Source organism: Bacillus sp. AFS015802, assembly GCF_002561455.1.
Taxonomy (GTDB): Bacteria; Bacillota; Bacilli; order Bacillales; family Bacillaceae_B; genus Rossellomorea.
In genome coordinates this window covers 112,205-129,744 of sequence record NZ_NTUP01000013.1, presented here as the reverse complement: position 1 = coordinate 129,744, position 17,540 = coordinate 112,205, and the positions used below count along the sequence as shown (strand labels likewise).

General features: G+C 42.7%; 18 protein-coding genes. 16 read left to right on the top strand and 2 right to left on the bottom strand.

Annotated elements, in window-relative coordinates:
- Nucleotides 1-65 precede the first annotated feature (65 nt).
- The 4 genes from hflX to glnA all read left to right on the top strand — a co-directional run bounded on the left by hflX (nt 66) and on the right by glnA (nt 4,541).
- Nucleotides 66-1,319: a GTPase HflX gene (gene hflX, locus CN378_RS09610; RefSeq protein WP_098351670.1), complete on the top strand. Its 1,254-nt coding sequence runs from the start codon at nt 66-68 to the stop codon at nt 1,317-1,319.
- 17 nt (nt 1,320-1,336) lie between these two features.
- Complete coding sequence (locus CN378_RS09605; RefSeq protein ID WP_098351669.1) at nt 1,337-2,605, top strand: methionine gamma-lyase family protein; 1,269 nt, start codon at nt 1,337-1,339, stop codon at nt 2,603-2,605.
- Between the two features lie 148 nt (nt 2,606-2,753).
- A complete protein-coding gene (locus CN378_RS09600) occupies nt 2,754-3,170 on the top strand; it encodes a MerR family transcriptional regulator (RefSeq protein WP_098351668.1) in 417 nt (138 codons plus the stop codon).
- A 36-nt stretch (nt 3,171-3,206) separates the two neighbouring features.
- Entirely contained in the window at nt 3,207-4,541 is a 1,335-nt protein-coding gene (gene glnA, locus CN378_RS09595) for a type I glutamate--ammonia ligase (RefSeq protein WP_098351667.1), read from the top strand.
- Between the two features lie 205 nt (nt 4,542-4,746).
- On the opposite strand, the gene lexA is transcribed toward glnA, so the two are convergent.
- Nucleotides 4,747-5,367: a transcriptional repressor LexA gene (gene lexA, locus CN378_RS09590; RefSeq protein WP_098351666.1), complete on the bottom strand. Its 621-nt coding sequence runs from the start codon at nt 5,365-5,367 to the stop codon at nt 4,747-4,749.
- Between the two features lie 154 nt (nt 5,368-5,521).
- Between lexA and yneA the strand changes: the two genes are divergently transcribed.
- The 9 genes from yneA (at nt 5,522) to CN378_RS09545 (ending at nt 15,071) form a co-directional block, all read left to right on the top strand.
- Nucleotides 5,522-5,848 carry a cell division suppressor protein YneA gene (gene yneA, locus CN378_RS09585; protein ID WP_179884862.1) on the top strand — a complete coding sequence of 109 codons (327 nt, stop codon included), beginning with the start codon at nt 5,522-5,524 and terminating at the stop codon, nt 5,846-5,848.
- 11 nt (nt 5,849-5,859) lie between these two features.
- Entirely contained in the window at nt 5,860-6,510 is a 651-nt protein-coding gene (locus tag CN378_RS09580; RefSeq protein ID WP_098351664.1) for a YneB family resolvase-like protein, read from the top strand.
- 105 nt (nt 6,511-6,615) lie between these two features.
- Nucleotides 6,616-6,849, top strand: a complete 234-nt coding sequence (locus CN378_RS09575; RefSeq protein WP_060673267.1) for a DUF896 domain-containing protein — start codon at nt 6,616-6,618, stop codon at nt 6,847-6,849.
- Between the two features lie 187 nt (nt 6,850-7,036).
- On the top strand, nt 7,037-9,040 hold the full coding sequence (tkt, locus tag CN378_RS09570; protein WP_098351663.1) for a transketolase: 2,004 nt from the start codon (nt 7,037-7,039) through the stop codon (nt 9,038-9,040).
- A 268-nt stretch (nt 9,041-9,308) separates the two neighbouring features.
- Nucleotides 9,309-9,746: a sporulation inhibitor of replication protein SirA gene (sirA, locus tag CN378_RS09565; protein WP_098351662.1), complete on the top strand. Its 438-nt coding sequence runs from the start codon at nt 9,309-9,311 to the stop codon at nt 9,744-9,746.
- A gap of 84 nt (nt 9,747-9,830) precedes the next feature.
- The gene (locus CN378_RS09560) at nt 9,831-10,052 is read left to right on the top strand and encodes a YneF family protein (RefSeq protein WP_034759902.1); all 222 of its coding nucleotides are present in this window, start codon (nt 9,831-9,833) and stop codon (nt 10,050-10,052) included.
- A 187-nt stretch (nt 10,053-10,239) separates the two neighbouring features.
- A complete protein-coding gene (locus tag CN378_RS09555) occupies nt 10,240-11,361 on the top strand; it encodes a CamS family sex pheromone protein (RefSeq protein WP_098351661.1) in 1,122 nt (373 codons plus the stop codon).
- Between the two features lie 155 nt (nt 11,362-11,516).
- Nucleotides 11,517-13,265: an ABC transporter transmembrane domain-containing protein gene (locus CN378_RS09550; RefSeq protein ID WP_098351660.1), complete on the top strand. Its 1,749-nt coding sequence runs from the start codon at nt 11,517-11,519 to the stop codon at nt 13,263-13,265.
- Nucleotides 13,266-13,268: 3 nt separating this feature from the next.
- The gene (locus CN378_RS09545; RefSeq protein ID WP_098351659.1) at nt 13,269-15,071 is read left to right on the top strand and encodes an ABC transporter ATP-binding protein; all 1,803 of its coding nucleotides are present in this window, start codon (nt 13,269-13,271) and stop codon (nt 15,069-15,071) included.
- 100 nt (nt 15,072-15,171) lie between these two features.
- On the opposite strand, the gene CN378_RS09540 is transcribed toward CN378_RS09545, so the two are convergent.
- The gene (locus tag CN378_RS09540) at nt 15,172-15,348 is read right to left on the bottom strand and encodes an aspartyl-phosphate phosphatase Spo0E family protein (RefSeq protein ID WP_098351658.1); all 177 of its coding nucleotides are present in this window, start codon (nt 15,346-15,348) and stop codon (nt 15,172-15,174) included.
- 265 nt (nt 15,349-15,613) lie between these two features.
- Between CN378_RS09540 and CN378_RS09535 the strand changes: the two genes are divergently transcribed.
- The 3 genes from CN378_RS09535 to CN378_RS09525 all read left to right on the top strand — a co-directional run bounded on the left by CN378_RS09535 (nt 15,614) and on the right by CN378_RS09525 (nt 17,413).
- Nucleotides 15,614-16,321, top strand: coding sequence for a cytochrome c biogenesis CcdA family protein (locus CN378_RS09535; RefSeq protein ID WP_098351657.1), 708 nt, complete (start codon nt 15,614-15,616; stop codon nt 16,319-16,321).
- 130 nt (nt 16,322-16,451) lie between these two features.
- Nucleotides 16,452-16,811 (top strand): response regulator, encoded by a 360-nt coding sequence (locus CN378_RS09530; protein WP_098351656.1) that lies wholly within the window; start codon nt 16,452-16,454, stop codon nt 16,809-16,811.
- A 122-nt stretch (nt 16,812-16,933) separates the two neighbouring features.
- Entirely contained in the window at nt 16,934-17,413 is a 480-nt protein-coding gene (locus CN378_RS09525; RefSeq protein ID WP_098351655.1) for a CcdC family protein, read from the top strand.
- The last annotated feature ends 127 nt before the right edge of the window (nt 17,414-17,540 follow it).

Here is a 17,540-nt window from a genome sequence, read left to right as displayed (position 1 = left end):
GAGTTTACGAGTCGGATTTGATATGATGAGAAATAGAATGAAAAGTAGAGAAAGAAGGATGATGATTGAAGAAGGAAGCGAAAGAAAAAGTCATACTGGTCGGATGTCAACTCGAAGAAGATGACATGCGGTTTCAATATAGTTTAAATGAGCTTGAAGAACTCACTGAAACGGCTCAAGGTCAGGTTGTTGCCTCTCTTACCCAAAAACGGGACAGGATTCATCCTGGTACGTATATCGGTAAGGGAAAAGTGGAGGAACTGATGCTCCTCGAAGAACAATTCGAACCTGACATCATCATTTTTAATGATGAATTATCACCCAGTCAAATACGGAATTTATCGAAGGATTTAGGTGCCAGGGTGATTGACCGAACACAGCTGATACTGGACATTTTTGCTCAGCGTGCCCGTTCAAGAGAAGGGAAATTACAAGTAGAGCTTGCCCAGCTGCAATATTTGCTGCCAAGGCTTATCGGTCAGGGGGCATCCCTTTCAAGATTAGGGGGAGGGATCGGCACAAGGGGACCGGGTGAAACCAAGCTCGAAAGTGACCGGCGGCACATCCACAAGAGAATCGACGATATTAAGAAGCAATTGCAGACCATTGTCGATCATCGAGAAAGGTACCGGGAAAGAAGGAAGCGCAATAAAGCGTTTCAGATTGCACTGGTGGGGTACACAAACGCAGGGAAATCCACATTGTTCAATCGGATATCCTTGGCAGAATCCTATGAAGAAAATCAATTATTTGCTACATTGGATCCCATGACCAGGAAGATGCCCCTGCCCAGTGGATATTCAACCTTACTTACAGATACAGTAGGGTTTATTCAAGATTTACCGACCACCCTTGTTGCGGCCTTCCGTTCCACCCTCGAAGAAGTGAAAGAGGCAGACCTGCTTCTTCATATCGTGGATAGTTCCAATCCGGATTACAGTCAGCATGAAAGGACTGTACACTCTTTATTGAAGGATTTACAAATGGACGGATTACCGCAATTGACAGTATACAATAAGCGGGATGCGGTGGACCCGGAATTTGTTCCGTCAAGCGATGCGGATCACATGTTGATCAGTGCCCTAAATGCGGGGGACCGCGGAAAGCTTTTAGTGAAAATCGAAGAAATCGTGAAAAAACAAATGATACCTTATCATGCGTTCATTCCTGCGAATGAAGGAAAGCTCCTGTCACAATTAAAAAGAGAAACAATCTTGAGAAAATTGGAATTCCTTGAAGAGAGTCAAGTATATGAAATGAGCGGTTTTCACCTTGAAGATCATCCAGTCGCGGGAAGCATCAAGAAATTTCAAAGGTAGAGGGGAACATAATCCAAATGTTTGAACAACTAGTAAATGGAACAACATTACAATCACTTGTTAAGAAAGTAGAGGCAGATATCAAACAAGTTCACTCAAAGATCGATGAACGCTCTGAAAGCAACCAGTTCAACGTTTTAAGATCATTTCAAAAGCATCGGGTAAGTGATTCTCACTTCATCCCTTCAACAGGCTATGGGTATGACGACGCAGGAAGGGATACGCTCGAAAGCATCTACGCAGATGTATTCGGGGCAGAAGCCGGGCTTGTGAGACCACAAATCATTTCCGGTACCCACGCCATCTCCATTGCCTTGTTCGGAATACTTCGTCCAGGAGATGAACTGGTGTACATAACGGGAAAACCCTATGATACGTTAGAGGAAATTGTCGGGATCCGTGGAGAAGGGACCGGTTCCCTTAAAGATTTCCAGATCGGCTATCAGAGCGTTGATTTAAATGAATCTGGAGGAGTCGATTTTGAAAAGGTGGCCCGGACCATTTCCGAAAGGACGAAAATGGTCGGGATCCAGCGCTCGAAAGGATATGCGAATCGTCCTTCCTTTACAATAGAAGAAATAAGGGAAATGATTGCTTTCATTAAAGAAATCAATCCGGAAATCGTTGTCTTCGTGGACAACTGCTACGGGGAATTTGTCGAGGAGAAAGAACCTTGTCACGTCGGGGCAGATCTGATGGCCGGATCCCTAATCAAAAATCCCGGTGGGGGACTTGCAAAGACTGGGGGATATATTGTCGGGAAGAAACAATATGTAGACGCCTGTTCATTCCGTATGACCTCCCCTGGAATCGGTGCTGAGGCAGGGGCGTCCCTGTACAGCCTTCAGGAAATGTATCAAGGATTCTTTTTGGCCCCTCATGTAGTGGCCCAATCATTGAAAGGTGCGGTCTTCACTTCCGCTCTTTTGACCGAACTTGGTATGAACACCGACCCATCACCTTTTGCCACCCGGACAGACTTAATACAATCGGTTCAATTCGACGACAGGGAAAAGATGATCGCATTCTGTCAGGCAATCCAATTTGCCTCACCGATAAATTCCCATTTCACGCCATATCCGAATTATATGCCTGGTTATGAGGATGATGTCATCATGGCTGCCGGCACGTTCATACAGGGATCGAGCATTGAATTATCAGCGGATGGACCCATTAGACCGCCTTACATCGCCTACGTTCAGGGCGGGTTAACTTATTCTCACGTGAAAATCGCTGTATGTTCGGCAATAGACAATTTGATTGAAAAAGGTTTAATCACCATATAAACAGGATAATAAAGAAGTAATTGGATAGTCTATAGCCGACTATCCTTTTCTTTTGATTGCTTATGTAAGAAAATCTAACATTTGATTGACAGAACTCCTAACGTTACATATAATATAGTCAAGAAGGAAAACAAAAGGAGGAATCAAGATGAGCGGAAGTGAAATTCGTCGAACGATGGCATTGTTTCCTATTAGTATTGTCATGCAGCTCACGGACTTAACGGCTCGTCAGATTCGATACTATGAAGAGCACAAGCTGATAACCCCGGCAAGGACCGAGGGAAATCGCCGGCTCTTTTCCTTGAATGACATTGATAAGTTATTGGAAGTAAAGGATCTGTTAGATCAAGGTATCAACATGGCAGGGATAAAGAAAATCTTTTCTGTATCCAGTCATAATGAAAGCAAAGTAGTATCTGACGTAAGCAATGAAAAGGAAGAAAAAGCACGACAGGATTTATCTGACGATGAGCTGCGTAAATTGCTTCGCAATGAATTAATGCATTCAGGCCGATTCAATCGATCGTCTCTGCGTCAAGGTGATATGTCCCGCTTTTTTCATTAAATAAACCTTTAATACACTTGAGGAGGAATTACGTAAATGGCAAAGTATACTAGAGATGATGTGTTAAGATTAGCGAATGAAGAAGGAGTTAAGTTCATTCGACTACAATTCACTGACATTTTAGGGACGATTAAGAACGTAGAAATCCCTCTTAGTCAGCTTGAAAAAGCACTGGACAACAAGATGATGTTTGATGGTTCTTCCATCGAAGGATTCGTTCGTATTGAAGAATCAGATATGTACCTTTTCCCGGATCTTGATACATGGTTGGTATTCCCATGGACAGCCGAAAAAGGTAAGGTAGCCCGTCTGATCTGTGATATCTACAATCCGGATGGCACTCCATTCGAGGGAGATCCCCGTAACAACCTAAAGCGTATCTTAGGTGAAATGGAAGAGCTAGGGTTTACCGACTTCAATCTTGGACCTGAGCCGGAATTCTTCCTCTTCAAATTAGATGTAAATGGCGAACCTACTTTAGAGTTAAATGATAATGGTGGCTATTTTGACCTGGCTCCTACCGACTTAGGAGAGAACTGTCGTCGTGATATCGCTTTGGAATTAGAAGAGATGGGCTTTGAAATCGAAGCTTCTCACCATGAAGTAGCCCCTGGTCAACATGAGATCGACTTCAAATATGCAAATGCATTAAAAGCCTGTGATGATATCCAGACATTCAAGCTGGTGGTTAAAACGATTGCACGTAAACATGGTTTACACGCAACCTTCATGCCGAAACCATTATTCGGTGTAAATGGTTCGGGAATGCACTGTAATATGTCCTTATTCAAAAATGGAGTGAACTCTTTCTTTGATGAAAAAGGTGACCTGCAGCTTAGTGATACTGCCCGTCAATTCCTTGCTGGTATCATCAAGCATGCCACTGCTTTTACAGCAATCACGAACCCGACTGTAAACTCATACAAACGTTTAGTTCCAGGATACGAAGCACCTTGTTATGTCGCCTGGTCTGCACGTAACCGAAGCCCGTTAATCCGTATTCCTGCATCCCGTGGATTAAGTACACGTGTAGAAGTACGCAGTGTCGATCCAGCTGCAAACCCTTACCTTGCGATGGCTGTATTATTGGCAGCAGGATTAGATGGAGTTAAGAATAACCTGGAAGCTCCGAAGCCAATTGACCGCAACATCTATGTCATGGACAAAAAAGAGCGCGAAGAAGCAGGCATCGTTGATCTTCCTGCAACATTACATGCAGCTCTTGAAATCCTTAAATCAAACGAAGTAATCGTTAAATCTCTTGGAGAACACATCTTCGAACACTTCGTGGAAGCGAAAGAAATCGAATGGGATATGTTCCGTACACAAGTACACCCATGGGAGCGCGAGCAATACATTCAAATGTATTAAAAATAGGAAACCCCCGACATTTTGTTGTCGGGGGTTTTTGCTTTTTCAAGGGATGTACGCGACCGTTATCAAGGAGGATGGATAGTCCCTCTTATACAAAAAAGCCTGAGGATTGGGCTATATCCTCAGGCTTTTAGGGTTTCATTCATTTGGGCTTATAGATGAGAGAAAACCCGGTATGCATGATGCATACCGGGTACCGTAATCAATGAACTTGACGATAGACTCCTACCACTTTCCCTAAGATGGAAACGTTTCGTAAGATGATGGGTTCCATGGTTGAGTTCTCGGGCTGAAGTCGAACATAATCCTTTTCTTTAAAAAAGCGTTTAACCGTCGCTTCATCTTCATCCGTCATGGCTACGACAATATCTCCATTATTCGCAGTTTGCTGCTGGCGTACGATGACAAAATCCCCATCCAGAATCCCGGCTTCTATCATACTGTCACCCATGATCTCAAGCATAAAGACCTGTTCATCCGAAGGTGCCATCCGTTCGGGGAGAGGGAAGAATTCCTCTACATTTTCAACAGCCGTAATGGGCTGACCGGCTGTAACCTTACCGATTAAAGGAACGTTCACAACCCGTTGTCGAGGAATCGCATCCTCCTCAAGGTCCAGAATTTCAATGGCTCTCGGTTTAGTTGGATCACGACGGATAAGACCTTTACTTTCAAGCCTTGCTAAATGTCCATGTACAGTCGAACTGGAAGCAAGACCGACGGCTTCCCCGATTTCACGTACGGAAGGAGGATACCCTTTTTCCCTGACCGCAACTTTAATATATTGTAGTATGTCCTGCTGTCTTTTCGACAATTTTGTCATGTTCACGCACCTCTATTATAGATCTTATGTTCCCATTATAGCATGTCACCCGGACTGATACAAACATAAGTTCGAATTTTGTTGACACCAAACGGATGTTCGTATTACAATGAATGTAACAAAACAGAACAAACATTCGCATGGAGGTAATTTTATGTTAGCACATATTTGGACCCGATTCTCTTATATTATTATATTATTTGTTTTAGTTTTTTTATCGGCCGCCTATTTGTTGATCAATGCCGCATATCAGCCCTCGTACCATAGCATCACGGTGAAGGACGGCGACACTCTTTGGACTATTGCCAAAGAGTATAATGAGGAATATTCTATGACAGTAGAAGAATTTATCGCATGGGTGGGGGAGGAAAACGAATTAACCTCTTTCTCTATTAAACCAGGTGAATCACTTGTGTTACCGATAGAGAATCCAACCATGTCCACCCAATCAGATGTTGAACTGGTAATGAATGAAGAATAGAGGGATAGAAGATGAAGGCAGTAATCTACTGCAGGGTAAGCACGAAGAAGAATACGCAGGAAACGTCCCTGGAGCGCCAGGAAATAGAACTGGTCAAATTGGCACGTGATCATCAGTATGAAATTGAAGAGATTATCAAGGATCAGGCAAGCGGATTTGAGTTGGATCGACCGGGTGTCTTAAAGCTTTTGGATCTGGTTAAAGATGAATCGATTGAGGCGGTGCTCATCCAGGACGAGACAAGGATCGGCAGGGGAAATGCGAAGATAGCCCTTATTCACTGCCTTTTGAAAGAGGGGGTGAAGATCATCAGTCAGACCCATAGCGGGGAGCTTCATTTATCAGAGTCCGATTCAATGGTCATCAACATCGTCAGTATGGTAGAGGAGTATCAACGAAAACTTCATAATCTGAAAATCAAACGGGGGATGAAGAGGGCTGTCGAAAATGGCTTTCAACCTCATAAGAATTTAAAAAACAAAGGGAACGTGGATGGAAGGGAGCGCATCGAAGTTCCTGTAGGAGAAATCGTGCGATTGAGAAGGAATGAATTGACCTTTGCAGAGATCGCAGCTACCCTCAGGGGCTTCGGATACGATGTCTCCAAAGCTACGGTACATAGACGTTATAAAGAGTATGTGGCATCGCTTGATGATGCTTAAACCTTGTTTTCTCTCCTTTAATCTAGTAACATGACGATAGTATAATATGCAGCTTTCAGTTGTGTTTTAGAGTTTGCCGACTATGCAATAAAGGAGTTTTTATAGATGCTTTCAAAAACAAAAATGAATCGGATCAATGAGCTTGCCAAAAAGTCCAAGAGCAGCGGACTGACTGAACAGGAAGCAAAAGAACAGACCAAACTAAGAAAAGAATACCTAGAAACATTTCGTCAATCGATGAAGGGTACGATAGAAAATACAAGGATCTTTGACCCCGAAGGAAATGAAGTCACTCCCAAGAAGATCAAGGATATACAGACTAAAAAGAAAATGCATTGAGATAACGAACTTCCTGTCCTGTTTAAACGGGCCCGGAAGTTTTTTGATTCATTCTCAACCCTCATGAAATGACAAGGGTTTTTATTTTCAACCATCATAAAGTCATGTTATCATTCAAGATAGTTGTATAAACTACCAAAGAAGATTAATATTAATAAGGTACATTAAAAGGAAGGATGACTGACATATGTTTGATAACACAGATCAATTAGCCATTAATACTATCCGTACTTTGTCGATCGATGCAATTGAGAAAGCAGGTTCCGGACACCCGGGAATGCCTATGGGTGCAGCTCCTATGGCGTATGCACTTTGGACAAGATTCATGAATCATAATCCCAAAAACCCTGAGTGGTTCAACCGCGATCGCTTCGTTTTATCAGCGGGACACGGTTCGATGCTATTATATAGCCTGCTTCACCTATCAGGTTATGATGTTTCTATGGATGACCTGAAAAATTTCCGCCAATGGGGAAGTAAAACTCCAGGACATCCCGAGTATAAGCACACTCCTGGTGTAGAAGCGACGACAGGTCCGCTTGGTCAGGGGATTGGCATGGCAGTCGGTATGGCGTTAGCCGAAAGACATTTGGCCACTACATACAACAAGGACCAGTACAATATGGTCGATCACTTTACATACTCCATTTGTGGAGATGGGGATTTAATGGAGGGGGTTTCCTCAGAGGCCGCTTCATTGGCAGCTCATCTGAAATTAGGACGCCTTGTTGTTCTTTATGATTCCAACGATATTTCACTTGACGGTGACCTGGATAAATCATTCTCTGAAAGTGTGAAGGGCCGCTTTGAATCTTACGGCTGGCAGTACATCCGCGTAGAAGACGGAAACGACCTTGAAGAAATTTCAAGAGCCATCGAAGAAGCGCAAGGGGATACATCCCGCCCGACAATGATCGAAGTGAAAACGGTCATTGGATACGGAGCACCTAACAAATCAGGTAAATCAGCGGTTCATGGTGCGCCACTTGGTGAAGAGGAAATGAAGCTTACAAAAGAATCTTACAAGTGGACATTCGATCAGGATTTCCATGTTCCTGATGAGGTTTACAGCCGCTTCGAAGAAAAAATACAACAGGCAGGTTCTGAGAAAGAACAAGATTGGGCTGGCCTGTTCATTCAATACAAAGAGGATCATCCGGAACTGGCAGCTCAATTAGAGGCAGCGATCAAAGGTGAACTTCCACAAGGATGGGATAAGGACATCCCTGTATATGAAGAAGGAAAAGCACTGGCAAGCCGTGCTTCATCCGGTGAGGTATTGAATGCCATCGCTAAAAACCTTCCTTCATTCATCGGCGGCTCCGCTGACCTGGCTGGATCCAATAAAACGATGATCAAGGATGAGAAAGACTTTATGCCTGAATCATATGAAGGGCGAAATATTTGGTTCGGAGTTCGTGAATTCGGTATGGGTGCTGCCATGAATGGTATGGCTCTACACGGTGGGCTTCAAGTATTCGGAGGAACATTCTTCGTATTCAGTGACTACCTGAGACCTGCCATCCGCTTAGCGGCTTTAATGGGGTTACCTGTGACGTATGTATTCACACATGATAGTATCGCTGTCGGAGAAGACGGCCCTACTCATGAACCTGTCGAACAACTTGCTTCCCTTCGCGCTATGCCTAACCTTTCAGTTATCCGTCCTGGCGATGGTAATGAAGTCGCAGCAGCTTGGAAGTTATCGTTAGAGTCCAAGGATCAGCCAACGATGTTGGTTCTATCCCGTCAGGATCTTCCAACCCTTAAAGGTACGGCTGATAAAGCCTACAATGGGGTAGATAAAGGGGCGTATGTGGTTTCAGCTTCCGGTAAAGATCAGCCTGATGCCCTGCTGATTGCGACTGGTTCTGAAGTACATCTTGCAGTAGAAGCCCAGAATGCCCTTGAAAAAGACGGAATCAGTGTTTCCGTCGTAAGTATGCCTTCTTGGGATCGTTTTGAAAAACAATCTAAAGAATACAAAGAATCAATCCTCCCTAAGAGCGTGAAAAAACGCCTGGCAATCGAAATGGGATCACCAATGGGCTGGGATCGATATGTTGGAGATGAAGGTGACATCTTAGCGATCAATGGTTATGGTGCATCTGCTCCCGGAGCGAAAGTCATGGAAGAGTATGGCTTCACTTCAGAGAATGTTGTGTCAAGAATCAAAGCTTTACTTCAGTAATGGTGAATGAAAAAAGGTCGGCTCCTTACACTCTTTAAGGAGTCGGCCTTTTTATCTGGGTAAAATAGTTTGAATCTTGTTGCTTTGTGGAGGAGTATATTTGGAATAGAATGGGTAAAGGGTAAGCGTATCTTCATTTCGATAATATCCGAAATAACCTGAGGCAGAACGTGTTCGACAAAACTAGTGCAGATTTTCAACATTTTGTGACAATGACTCCCTTCTAGTTGATTTATACTATATGAAAGAAAGGTAGGAGGGAGAAAAGGTGCGAAATTATCAAATCTATTGGATTGAAGAATTGTTTGTCCAGCACTATTATGGTCGTGAAAGAATGTTCTATCAGTTGTTTTCTGATTGGGAAGCGAGTACAGGTGATCTTCACGATATCATCTCAAAACAAGTAGATTACATTACGAAGCCTATACCATACCTTCCTACTCAAAGACTCCTGCAGAATGAAATCATGAAGGTTGAAGGGGCAGCCTGGGTTGACTCCGTTGCGACAATCGAGAGAATGGATTCAGGCGCCACGCTTGTATTGAATGAAAAATCGATGACCTTGAATGCCTGGGGGCACGATGAATCAGAGTACATCTACTTTGAAATTTTAAGAAGAAATATGGGCCAGCTTTTGGCAATAGATATAAAAAATGAACGTTTTGGATGGTTAAAACCGATAAAACAAAGAAAGTTTATATATTAATATGAAATTTCGACCAAAATATTGTATAATGTTTCAGGGTTTAGTACACTTTTAAAAGGACAACATGAAGGAGGAAGTAAGAGTATGGGAACGACTGGATTACTTATTCTAGTAGGCGTTCTGGCATTACTTGCCGGAGTGGCACTAGGATTTTTCATTGCTCGTAAATATATGATGAGCTATCTTAAGAAAAATCCACCAATCAACGAGCAAATGTTACGCATGATGATGATGCAAATGGGGCAAAAACCATCCCAGAAAAAGATCAATCAAATGATGAATGCAATGAATAAGAACATGAAGTAATAGATGGAAGCACTCAGGTGATGAGTGCTTTTTCTATTTATCGGGCATCCTGTTGCGAGGGGAACCATTCAAAGATCCTTAAATGGGTTAGGAAAATGGGATTATTTTCGTGAATTCATAAAAACTTAAAGATTATCAGAGAGATTAAAATTGAATGTATGATAAAATATAGTCCGGAGGGAGTCATATGAAAAAATGGATGATTGTTTCACTGTCTCTTTTGATTCTTGTTGCCGGATGCAGCAATAAGCCTCAAGAAGTGATAGATGATGAAACGCTTGAAATTCAAAATAGCGCTGCAGGTGACGCGCGGGAATATTTAAATTATAAAGTGAATAAGGAAAAAAAAGCTGTGAATCGCGGCCTCATTACAATGACCATCAATAACCGCAGTGATATGGATGAAATTGAGACGGGTCTTATGTCATTGTCCACTGAGCATTTTTCTCCTGAAAAATATGTTTATCAAGAGGGGCAGTATTTAAAGAAGTTAAATTCCTGGCTTGGGAGGAAGTCCAAAACCAATAAACTGGGTCTCAACCCGGAGCTTAAAATTTCTGATGACATGACATGGGAACAGCAGATGGAGCTGGAAAAGAAAAACCCCATGTATCTGGCTTACATACATGAGCAGAATTATGTAGATTCGGAAGGGAATATCAAGGGGATTTCCCTCGGTCTTGCGATGAACTCGATCGATTACATCCGTGTGGAAGACGATCAGAAGCTAATGCATTTTGATGAAGCGAACATCAGCGAGAAAATGATGGAGGAATACGGAAAGAAAGTGGCCGGCACGGTAGCCAGTCGTGTCAGGGCAATCAAAGAATTGAAAAATATCCCCATCATGATTTCTATTTATAAACTTCAGCCGTTAAATAGTGTGGTTCCTGGGAACTATATCTCCACTACCTACTTGGACGGAAACGATAATAGTATTAAAAATTGGGATGATGTATCGGATAAATATTACTACTTCCCGAGTGACGAAGGGGAAGAAAAGGACCGGGATCTGTATAACCGAATCCGGGATTTAGAAGATTATGTGTCAAAATACTTCTCTCATCAGGATATTGAATTTGTCGGAAAAGGCCTCTATAAGAAGGATGCATTAAACAAACTGGTCATTGATGTACATACTGGCATGGTGAAGGAAACCGAATTGATAGGGTTTGCTCAGGCGATCGGTCCTGAAATCGTCGACTACTTCCCGCATACGCCTGTTTACCTTTATGTGAAAACCCCAAAGGGACTTAAAGCTACCATCGTCAAAGAAGTAGACCAAGAACCATTTGTGCAAATCCATTAAGAATGAATAAAGACCTGAAAGCATCTCTTAACATGATAAGGGATGCTTTTTTGTATTTGGAATGAAAAGGACCAGTAATGAAAAAAATGATTTCTCATTTTTTTGAAATTTGGTAAAATAAAGAGTCGATTTAATAATGATTCGGGGGAAACAGTATGAAAGTCTTTTTAGATTTGAAGTGGTTTTTTCTGCAGGAGAAAAAGTCATATATCACAGGAACCCTCCTTCTGTTATTGGTGGCTTTTCTTCAATTGATCCCACCGAAGGTCGTTGGGATCGTGGTCGATCGTATAAAGGAGCACTCGCTCTCGACAGAAGACATGGTGAAATGGATGTTGATTTTGATCTTCACTGCGCTATCTATGTACGGCCTCCGTTTCGTATGGAGAATCATGATCTTCGGATCCGCCACCAAGCTTTCCCGCTTACTGAGGAACGACCTTTATCATCATTTTACTAAAATGTCTCCGGCCTTTTATCAAAAAAGGCGTGTAGGGGATTTGATGGCACACGCAACAAATGACCTTCAGGCAATTCAACAGACTGCGGGCGTAGGGGTATTGACCCTTGTGGACTCCTTATCTACGGGAGGCTTTGTTGTGTTGGCAATGGCTTTTACGATTAGCTGGAAGCTGACCCTCATCGCCCTGATCCCCATGCCGTTCATGGCGATGCTGACAAGTTATTATGGGACACTCCTTCATAAAAGGTTTCATAAAGCCCAGGAAGCCTTCTCTGCATTGAATGATAAAACCCAGGAAAGTGTAACGGGAATGAAGGTCATAAAAACTTTTGGGCAGGAGAAGGAGGACATCGAGTCGTTCAGGAAGCAATCAGAAGAGGTGGTTCAGAAGAATATTTCCGTTGCAAGGGTAGATTCTTTATTTGATCCGACCATCTCCATTATAGTAGGGATTTCTTTCTTCCTGTCGATTGTATTCGGTTCAAGATTTGTCATAAGCGGTGAGCTGACGATAGGAGAATTGATTTCCTTCACCACCTATCTCGGGCTCCTGATTTGGCCAATGCTTGCATTTGGATGGTTATTTAACATTGTGGAGAGAGGCCGTGCATCGTATGATCGGGTTGCCGGGCTCCTGAATGAAAAGGTAGATATACAGGATGGTCCCGAAGCCATGGATCAAGCCCCAACCGGTGATATAGAATACAAGGTTACCTCTTTTTCATACCCTGGTGAGGAAGTGCATGCGCTGGAAGACATTCACTTTACCATAAAAAAGGGCCAGACCATCGGTATCGTGGGAAAGACGGGTGCAGGTAAAACCACGCTGTTAAAGCTCCTTTTGAGAGAATTTGACGGGTATAAGGGTGAAATGAAATATGGTGGCAATGAAATCAAATATTATCAATTAAGGCGTCTGCGTGAATGCATCGGATACGTCCCACAAGATCACTTTCTTTTTTCAGCCACGATTATAGAAAATATCGCGTTCACGAATCCTCTTTCATCGAAAGAAGACGTTGAGTCATCAGCAGCACTAGCCCACATTCATGACGATATCAGCCGGTTCCCTGAAGGCTATGACACGATGGTAGGGGAGCGGGGAGTCTCCCTGTCGGGTGGACAAAAGCAGAGGATATCGATTGCAAGGGCGCTCTTAATGGATCCTGAAGTACTCATACTCGATGACTCCCTTTCGGCAGTGGATGCCAAAACAGAAGAGTCCATCCTGACTTCCCTTAAGTATAACCGGACCGGTAAGACAACGATGATCACTTCTCATCGACTCAGTGCCATTCAACATGCAGACCTGATCATCGTCCTCGAGGAAGGGAAAATCATCGAAAAAGGTACCCACCTGGAACTAATGAAGAAAAAAGGCTGGTACAGGGAGATGTATCTTCGTCAACAGTTAGAAGAACTCGTGGAACATGGAGGGTGAATAATGGATCGTATACAAACGTTGACACCGAAAGAGCAGCGGAATATCTTTTTCCGCCTCATGAGATATACAAAGCCTCATAAAAAAACAATATTGGTCGCTTTTTCATTATTGCTGCTGACCACTATAGGTGACGTGTTGGGGCCAATCATCATAAAGGTCTTCATTGATGATTATTTAACGCCCAGATTGTTCCCTTATGCCCCGCTCATGGGTTTAGCGGCGGCCTATTTATTCATTCAGGTGGGAAATGTCTTGATTTCGTACTTCCAATTATTAAAATTTCAGGAAATAGCCCTGAAAATCATCCAGGAATTGAGGGTGGACGTCTTTACGAAGGTTCAAAACCTTGGTATGAAGTACTTTGATCAAACCCCCGCAGGAAGCATTGTCTCCCGTGTAACGAATGATACAGAAGCGATTAAGGATATGTTCGTAAGTGTCCTGGTATCATTCATTCAAGGGGCTTTCCTTTTAACGGGGATTTTCATAGCCATGTTCGCCCTCAATTCCCGGTTGGCTTTTTTCTGCTTATTCATCTTACCGGTCATCTTCATGATCATGAAGATGTATCGCACATACAGCTCCGTTTTCTATCAGGATATGCGTGAAAGATTGAGTCAGCTCAATGCCAAGCTCAGTGAGTCTCTTCAGGGGATGTCGATCATCCAAGTATTCCGGCAGGAAAAAAGACTTAGGAAAGAATTCGGGGAAATCAATGAAAAGCACTATCTCGCAGGAATGAGGAATATCAAGGTGGATGGATTATTGTTAAGGCCCGCCATCGATCTTGTGTATGTCGCCGCTTTAATTGTGGTTTTAAGCTATTTTGGAATCACATCGTTCAATCAGCCGATTGAAATAGGTGTCCTGTATGCCTTTGTGAACTATCTGGACCGGTTTTTCGAACCAGTCAATCAAATCATGATGAGATTGTCCATGTTTCAACAGGCCATCATTGCCTCATCGCGTGTTTTTAAGCTGTTGGATGAACAAGAGCTTACCCCTGGTCAGACTATGAAAGATGGGGATGGAACGATCGTGAAAGGGGAAATAACGTTTACCAATGTTTCATTCTCTTATGACGGGAAGAATGATGTCCTTAAGGATATTTCCTTCACAGCGAAGCCGGGTGAAACAGTCGCACTCGTCGGGCATACCGGAAGCGGTAAGAGCTCCATTATCAATTTACTAATGAGATTCTATGAATTTCACCGTGGCGACATTTCCATAGATGGCCGTAGCATCAAATCGTACCCGATGGGAGAGCTTCGTCGGAAGATGGGGCTCGTCCTCCAGGATCCCTTCCTTTTTTATGGAAACATACGGGATAATATCAAGATGCATCATGAGAGGATGTCTGATGTAGAAGTTGAAGAGGCAGCTGCATTCGTTCAGGCGGATACATTCATTGAAAAACTTCCGGGAGGATATGAGCATCCTGTGGTCGAAAGGGGTTCAACATTATCAAGCGGACAGCGTCAGCTGATCGCCTTTGCCCGTACAATTGCCACCAAACCTAAGGTTCTTGTCCTCGATGAGGCCACAGCAAATATTGATACAGAAACGGAAGAAGCAATCCAGGATGCCCTCACGAAAATGAGAAGAGGCAGAACAACCATTGCCATTGCTCACAGGCTTTCGACCATTCAGGATGCTGATCTGATCCTGGTGCTCCATCATGGGGAAATTGTAGAGCGTGGCAGCCATCAGGAGTTACTTCTTCAAAAAGGCATATACCATAAAATGTACCTCCTTCAAAATGGGTTGGTCCATGGCATGGAGGATGCCGTATCAGGGACGTAGTAGGCCTTGGCCGTATAAAAGGGAGACTCCGTAGATTCGGAGTCTCCCTTTTCGCTGTAAGCTTTATATGGGAATCATTTATTTGTGTGAAAGGTCAGGTTCAGCTCATTTGGGGTGTGCATTTTTTTATGTATTGTGAGTTGTAGCTATTTAACAGACGATCAAGTTCCTGACTAAATTGAATAGCTTGAGGTGACGTAAGTCCGTTTTCAGCAACAATATCAATTAATTGAGCGCGCTTTTTTTCAATTCGTTCGAGAAGCTCTTTTTTAGACACGGCTGTTTCCTTTCTTTTGTATATCCTGACAAGTGGAATACAAAACTAGTAATAACTGTAACTTTTTATTAGTATAACGAAAACAGCACTTTTTTTCAAAGTAAAATTATCGGTTTCATAAAAAGAAAAGAGACTTTAATACAAATGAAAGAGTGAAAAGGGGTTGTAACGAAATGGTCACAAATCTTTCACATAATCATTCCTCATAGTTTGAAGGATTGTTTGATAGAATAAATATATATACTGTAATGTAGGAGATGTAGAGATGTCTGATATTAATATTTTCTTAGCATTCGGGGCCGGCTTTCTCAGTTTTATCTCCCCATGCTGCCTCCCCTTATATCCCGCTTTTCTTTCTTATATAACGGGTATGAGTGTAAATGAATTGAAAACGGATAATGCCATGCTCCAAAGAAGAAGCTTATTACATACACTGTTTTTCCTGATTGGTTTTTCTGCCATTTTCATAGCAATCGGTTTTGGAGCCTCCCTGGTCGGTAACTTCTTCTTAAATTATAAGGATCTCATCCGGCAGCTCGGCGCCATATTCATCGTGATCTTCGGATTAGTCGTCATAGGGATCTTCACCCCGGAAGCGTTGATGAAGGATCGCAGAATTGAGTTTAAGAATAGACCTGCAGGATTCGTGGGTTCCATTCTGATCGGAATGGCATTCGCTGCAGGATGGACTCCCTGTACAGGTCCGATCCTTGCTTCGGTACTGGCACTTGCAGCAACCAATCCCGGATCCGGTGTCATGTATATGACAGCCTATGTATTAGGGTTTGCCATTCCTTTCTTCATCCTGTCATTCTTCATCGGCAGAATGCAATGGATCAGAAAGAACAGCGGGAAGATCGTGAAAGTAGGGGGATACGTCATGATTGTTGTCGGGATCATGCTGTTCTTTGACTGGATGACAGTCATCCTTGCCTACTTTACATCCATATTCGGTGGCTTTCAAGGATTTTAATGCCAATTATCAGGTGCTCATCAACAGATTAAAATTGAATAAATATTACGTTTTATGGTATAGTTTAAATGGATGAATCAGGTAAATATACTTAATGGACATCGATAGTGTATACGAGGAGGAAACATCCGTGGCAACGATACTTGTAGTGGATGATGCGAAATTTATGAGATTGACTCTTGGAAACATGCTTTCATCCAGCGGCCATGAAGTCGTTGGGGAAGCTGAAGACGGACTTTTGGCCGTGGAGAAGTATCGTGAGCTTCAGCCTGACCTGGTAACGATGGATATAACCATGCCGGATATGAATGGTATAGAAGCCGTTAAGAAGATTCTCGCCGAATTCCCTCAAGCCAAGGTCATCATGTGTTCGGCGATGGGACAACAAAAGGTCGTAGTGGAGGCCATTGAAGCGGGGGCTAAGGACTTTATTGTCAAACCCTTTGATGAAGTACGGGTAGATGAAGCCATTAAAAGAGTGTTAGGGTAATGAACCGAAAGAGAGATTGAAGCTTCTATTCACTCTCTCTTTTTTGTGTTTTCGTTTTTCCTCCATTTGGGCTATAATATAGGAAGGTATGAAAGTAGATTATAAAAGGATGATGATGCTTTATGATGATTGCTTCATCCATTGTAGCGATTTGCATGGGATTTATGGTGATATTTATCAGGATGAAGGCTCAGAAGAAACCGGTAAGCGGTAAGAAAATCATTTTACCGCCACTCTTTATGAGTACAGGTGCATTGATGTTCTTATTTCCTGTCTTCCGGGTCAATGTAAGTGAATTTTTAGAGGCCATTACAGTTGGGATGGTATTCTCTCTCTTGTTAATCAAGACTTCCAAGTTCGAGATTCGAGATAATGATATTTATTTAAAGCGTTCCAAAGCGTTTGCTTTCATTTTAATCGGCCTCCTGTTAATCCGAATTGTAGCCAAGTCGATACTTAGTACTTCGATTGATTATGGAGAACTGAGCGGAATGTTTTGGATACTTGCTTTTGGCATGATCGTCCCGTGGAGAATAACCATGTATTTCCAATATAGAAAGCTGCATCAGGAAAATCAAGATCTGACGACGAATTCAATTTAATACACCATTAAAAAGCAGGGTGACTCACCCTGCTTTTTATATTGGCGGAAATACCACTATAGGATTACGATTTTATTACAATGCTGCCAAATAAGCTTATTGGTGAATCATTTCGGGCAAAGAGAGA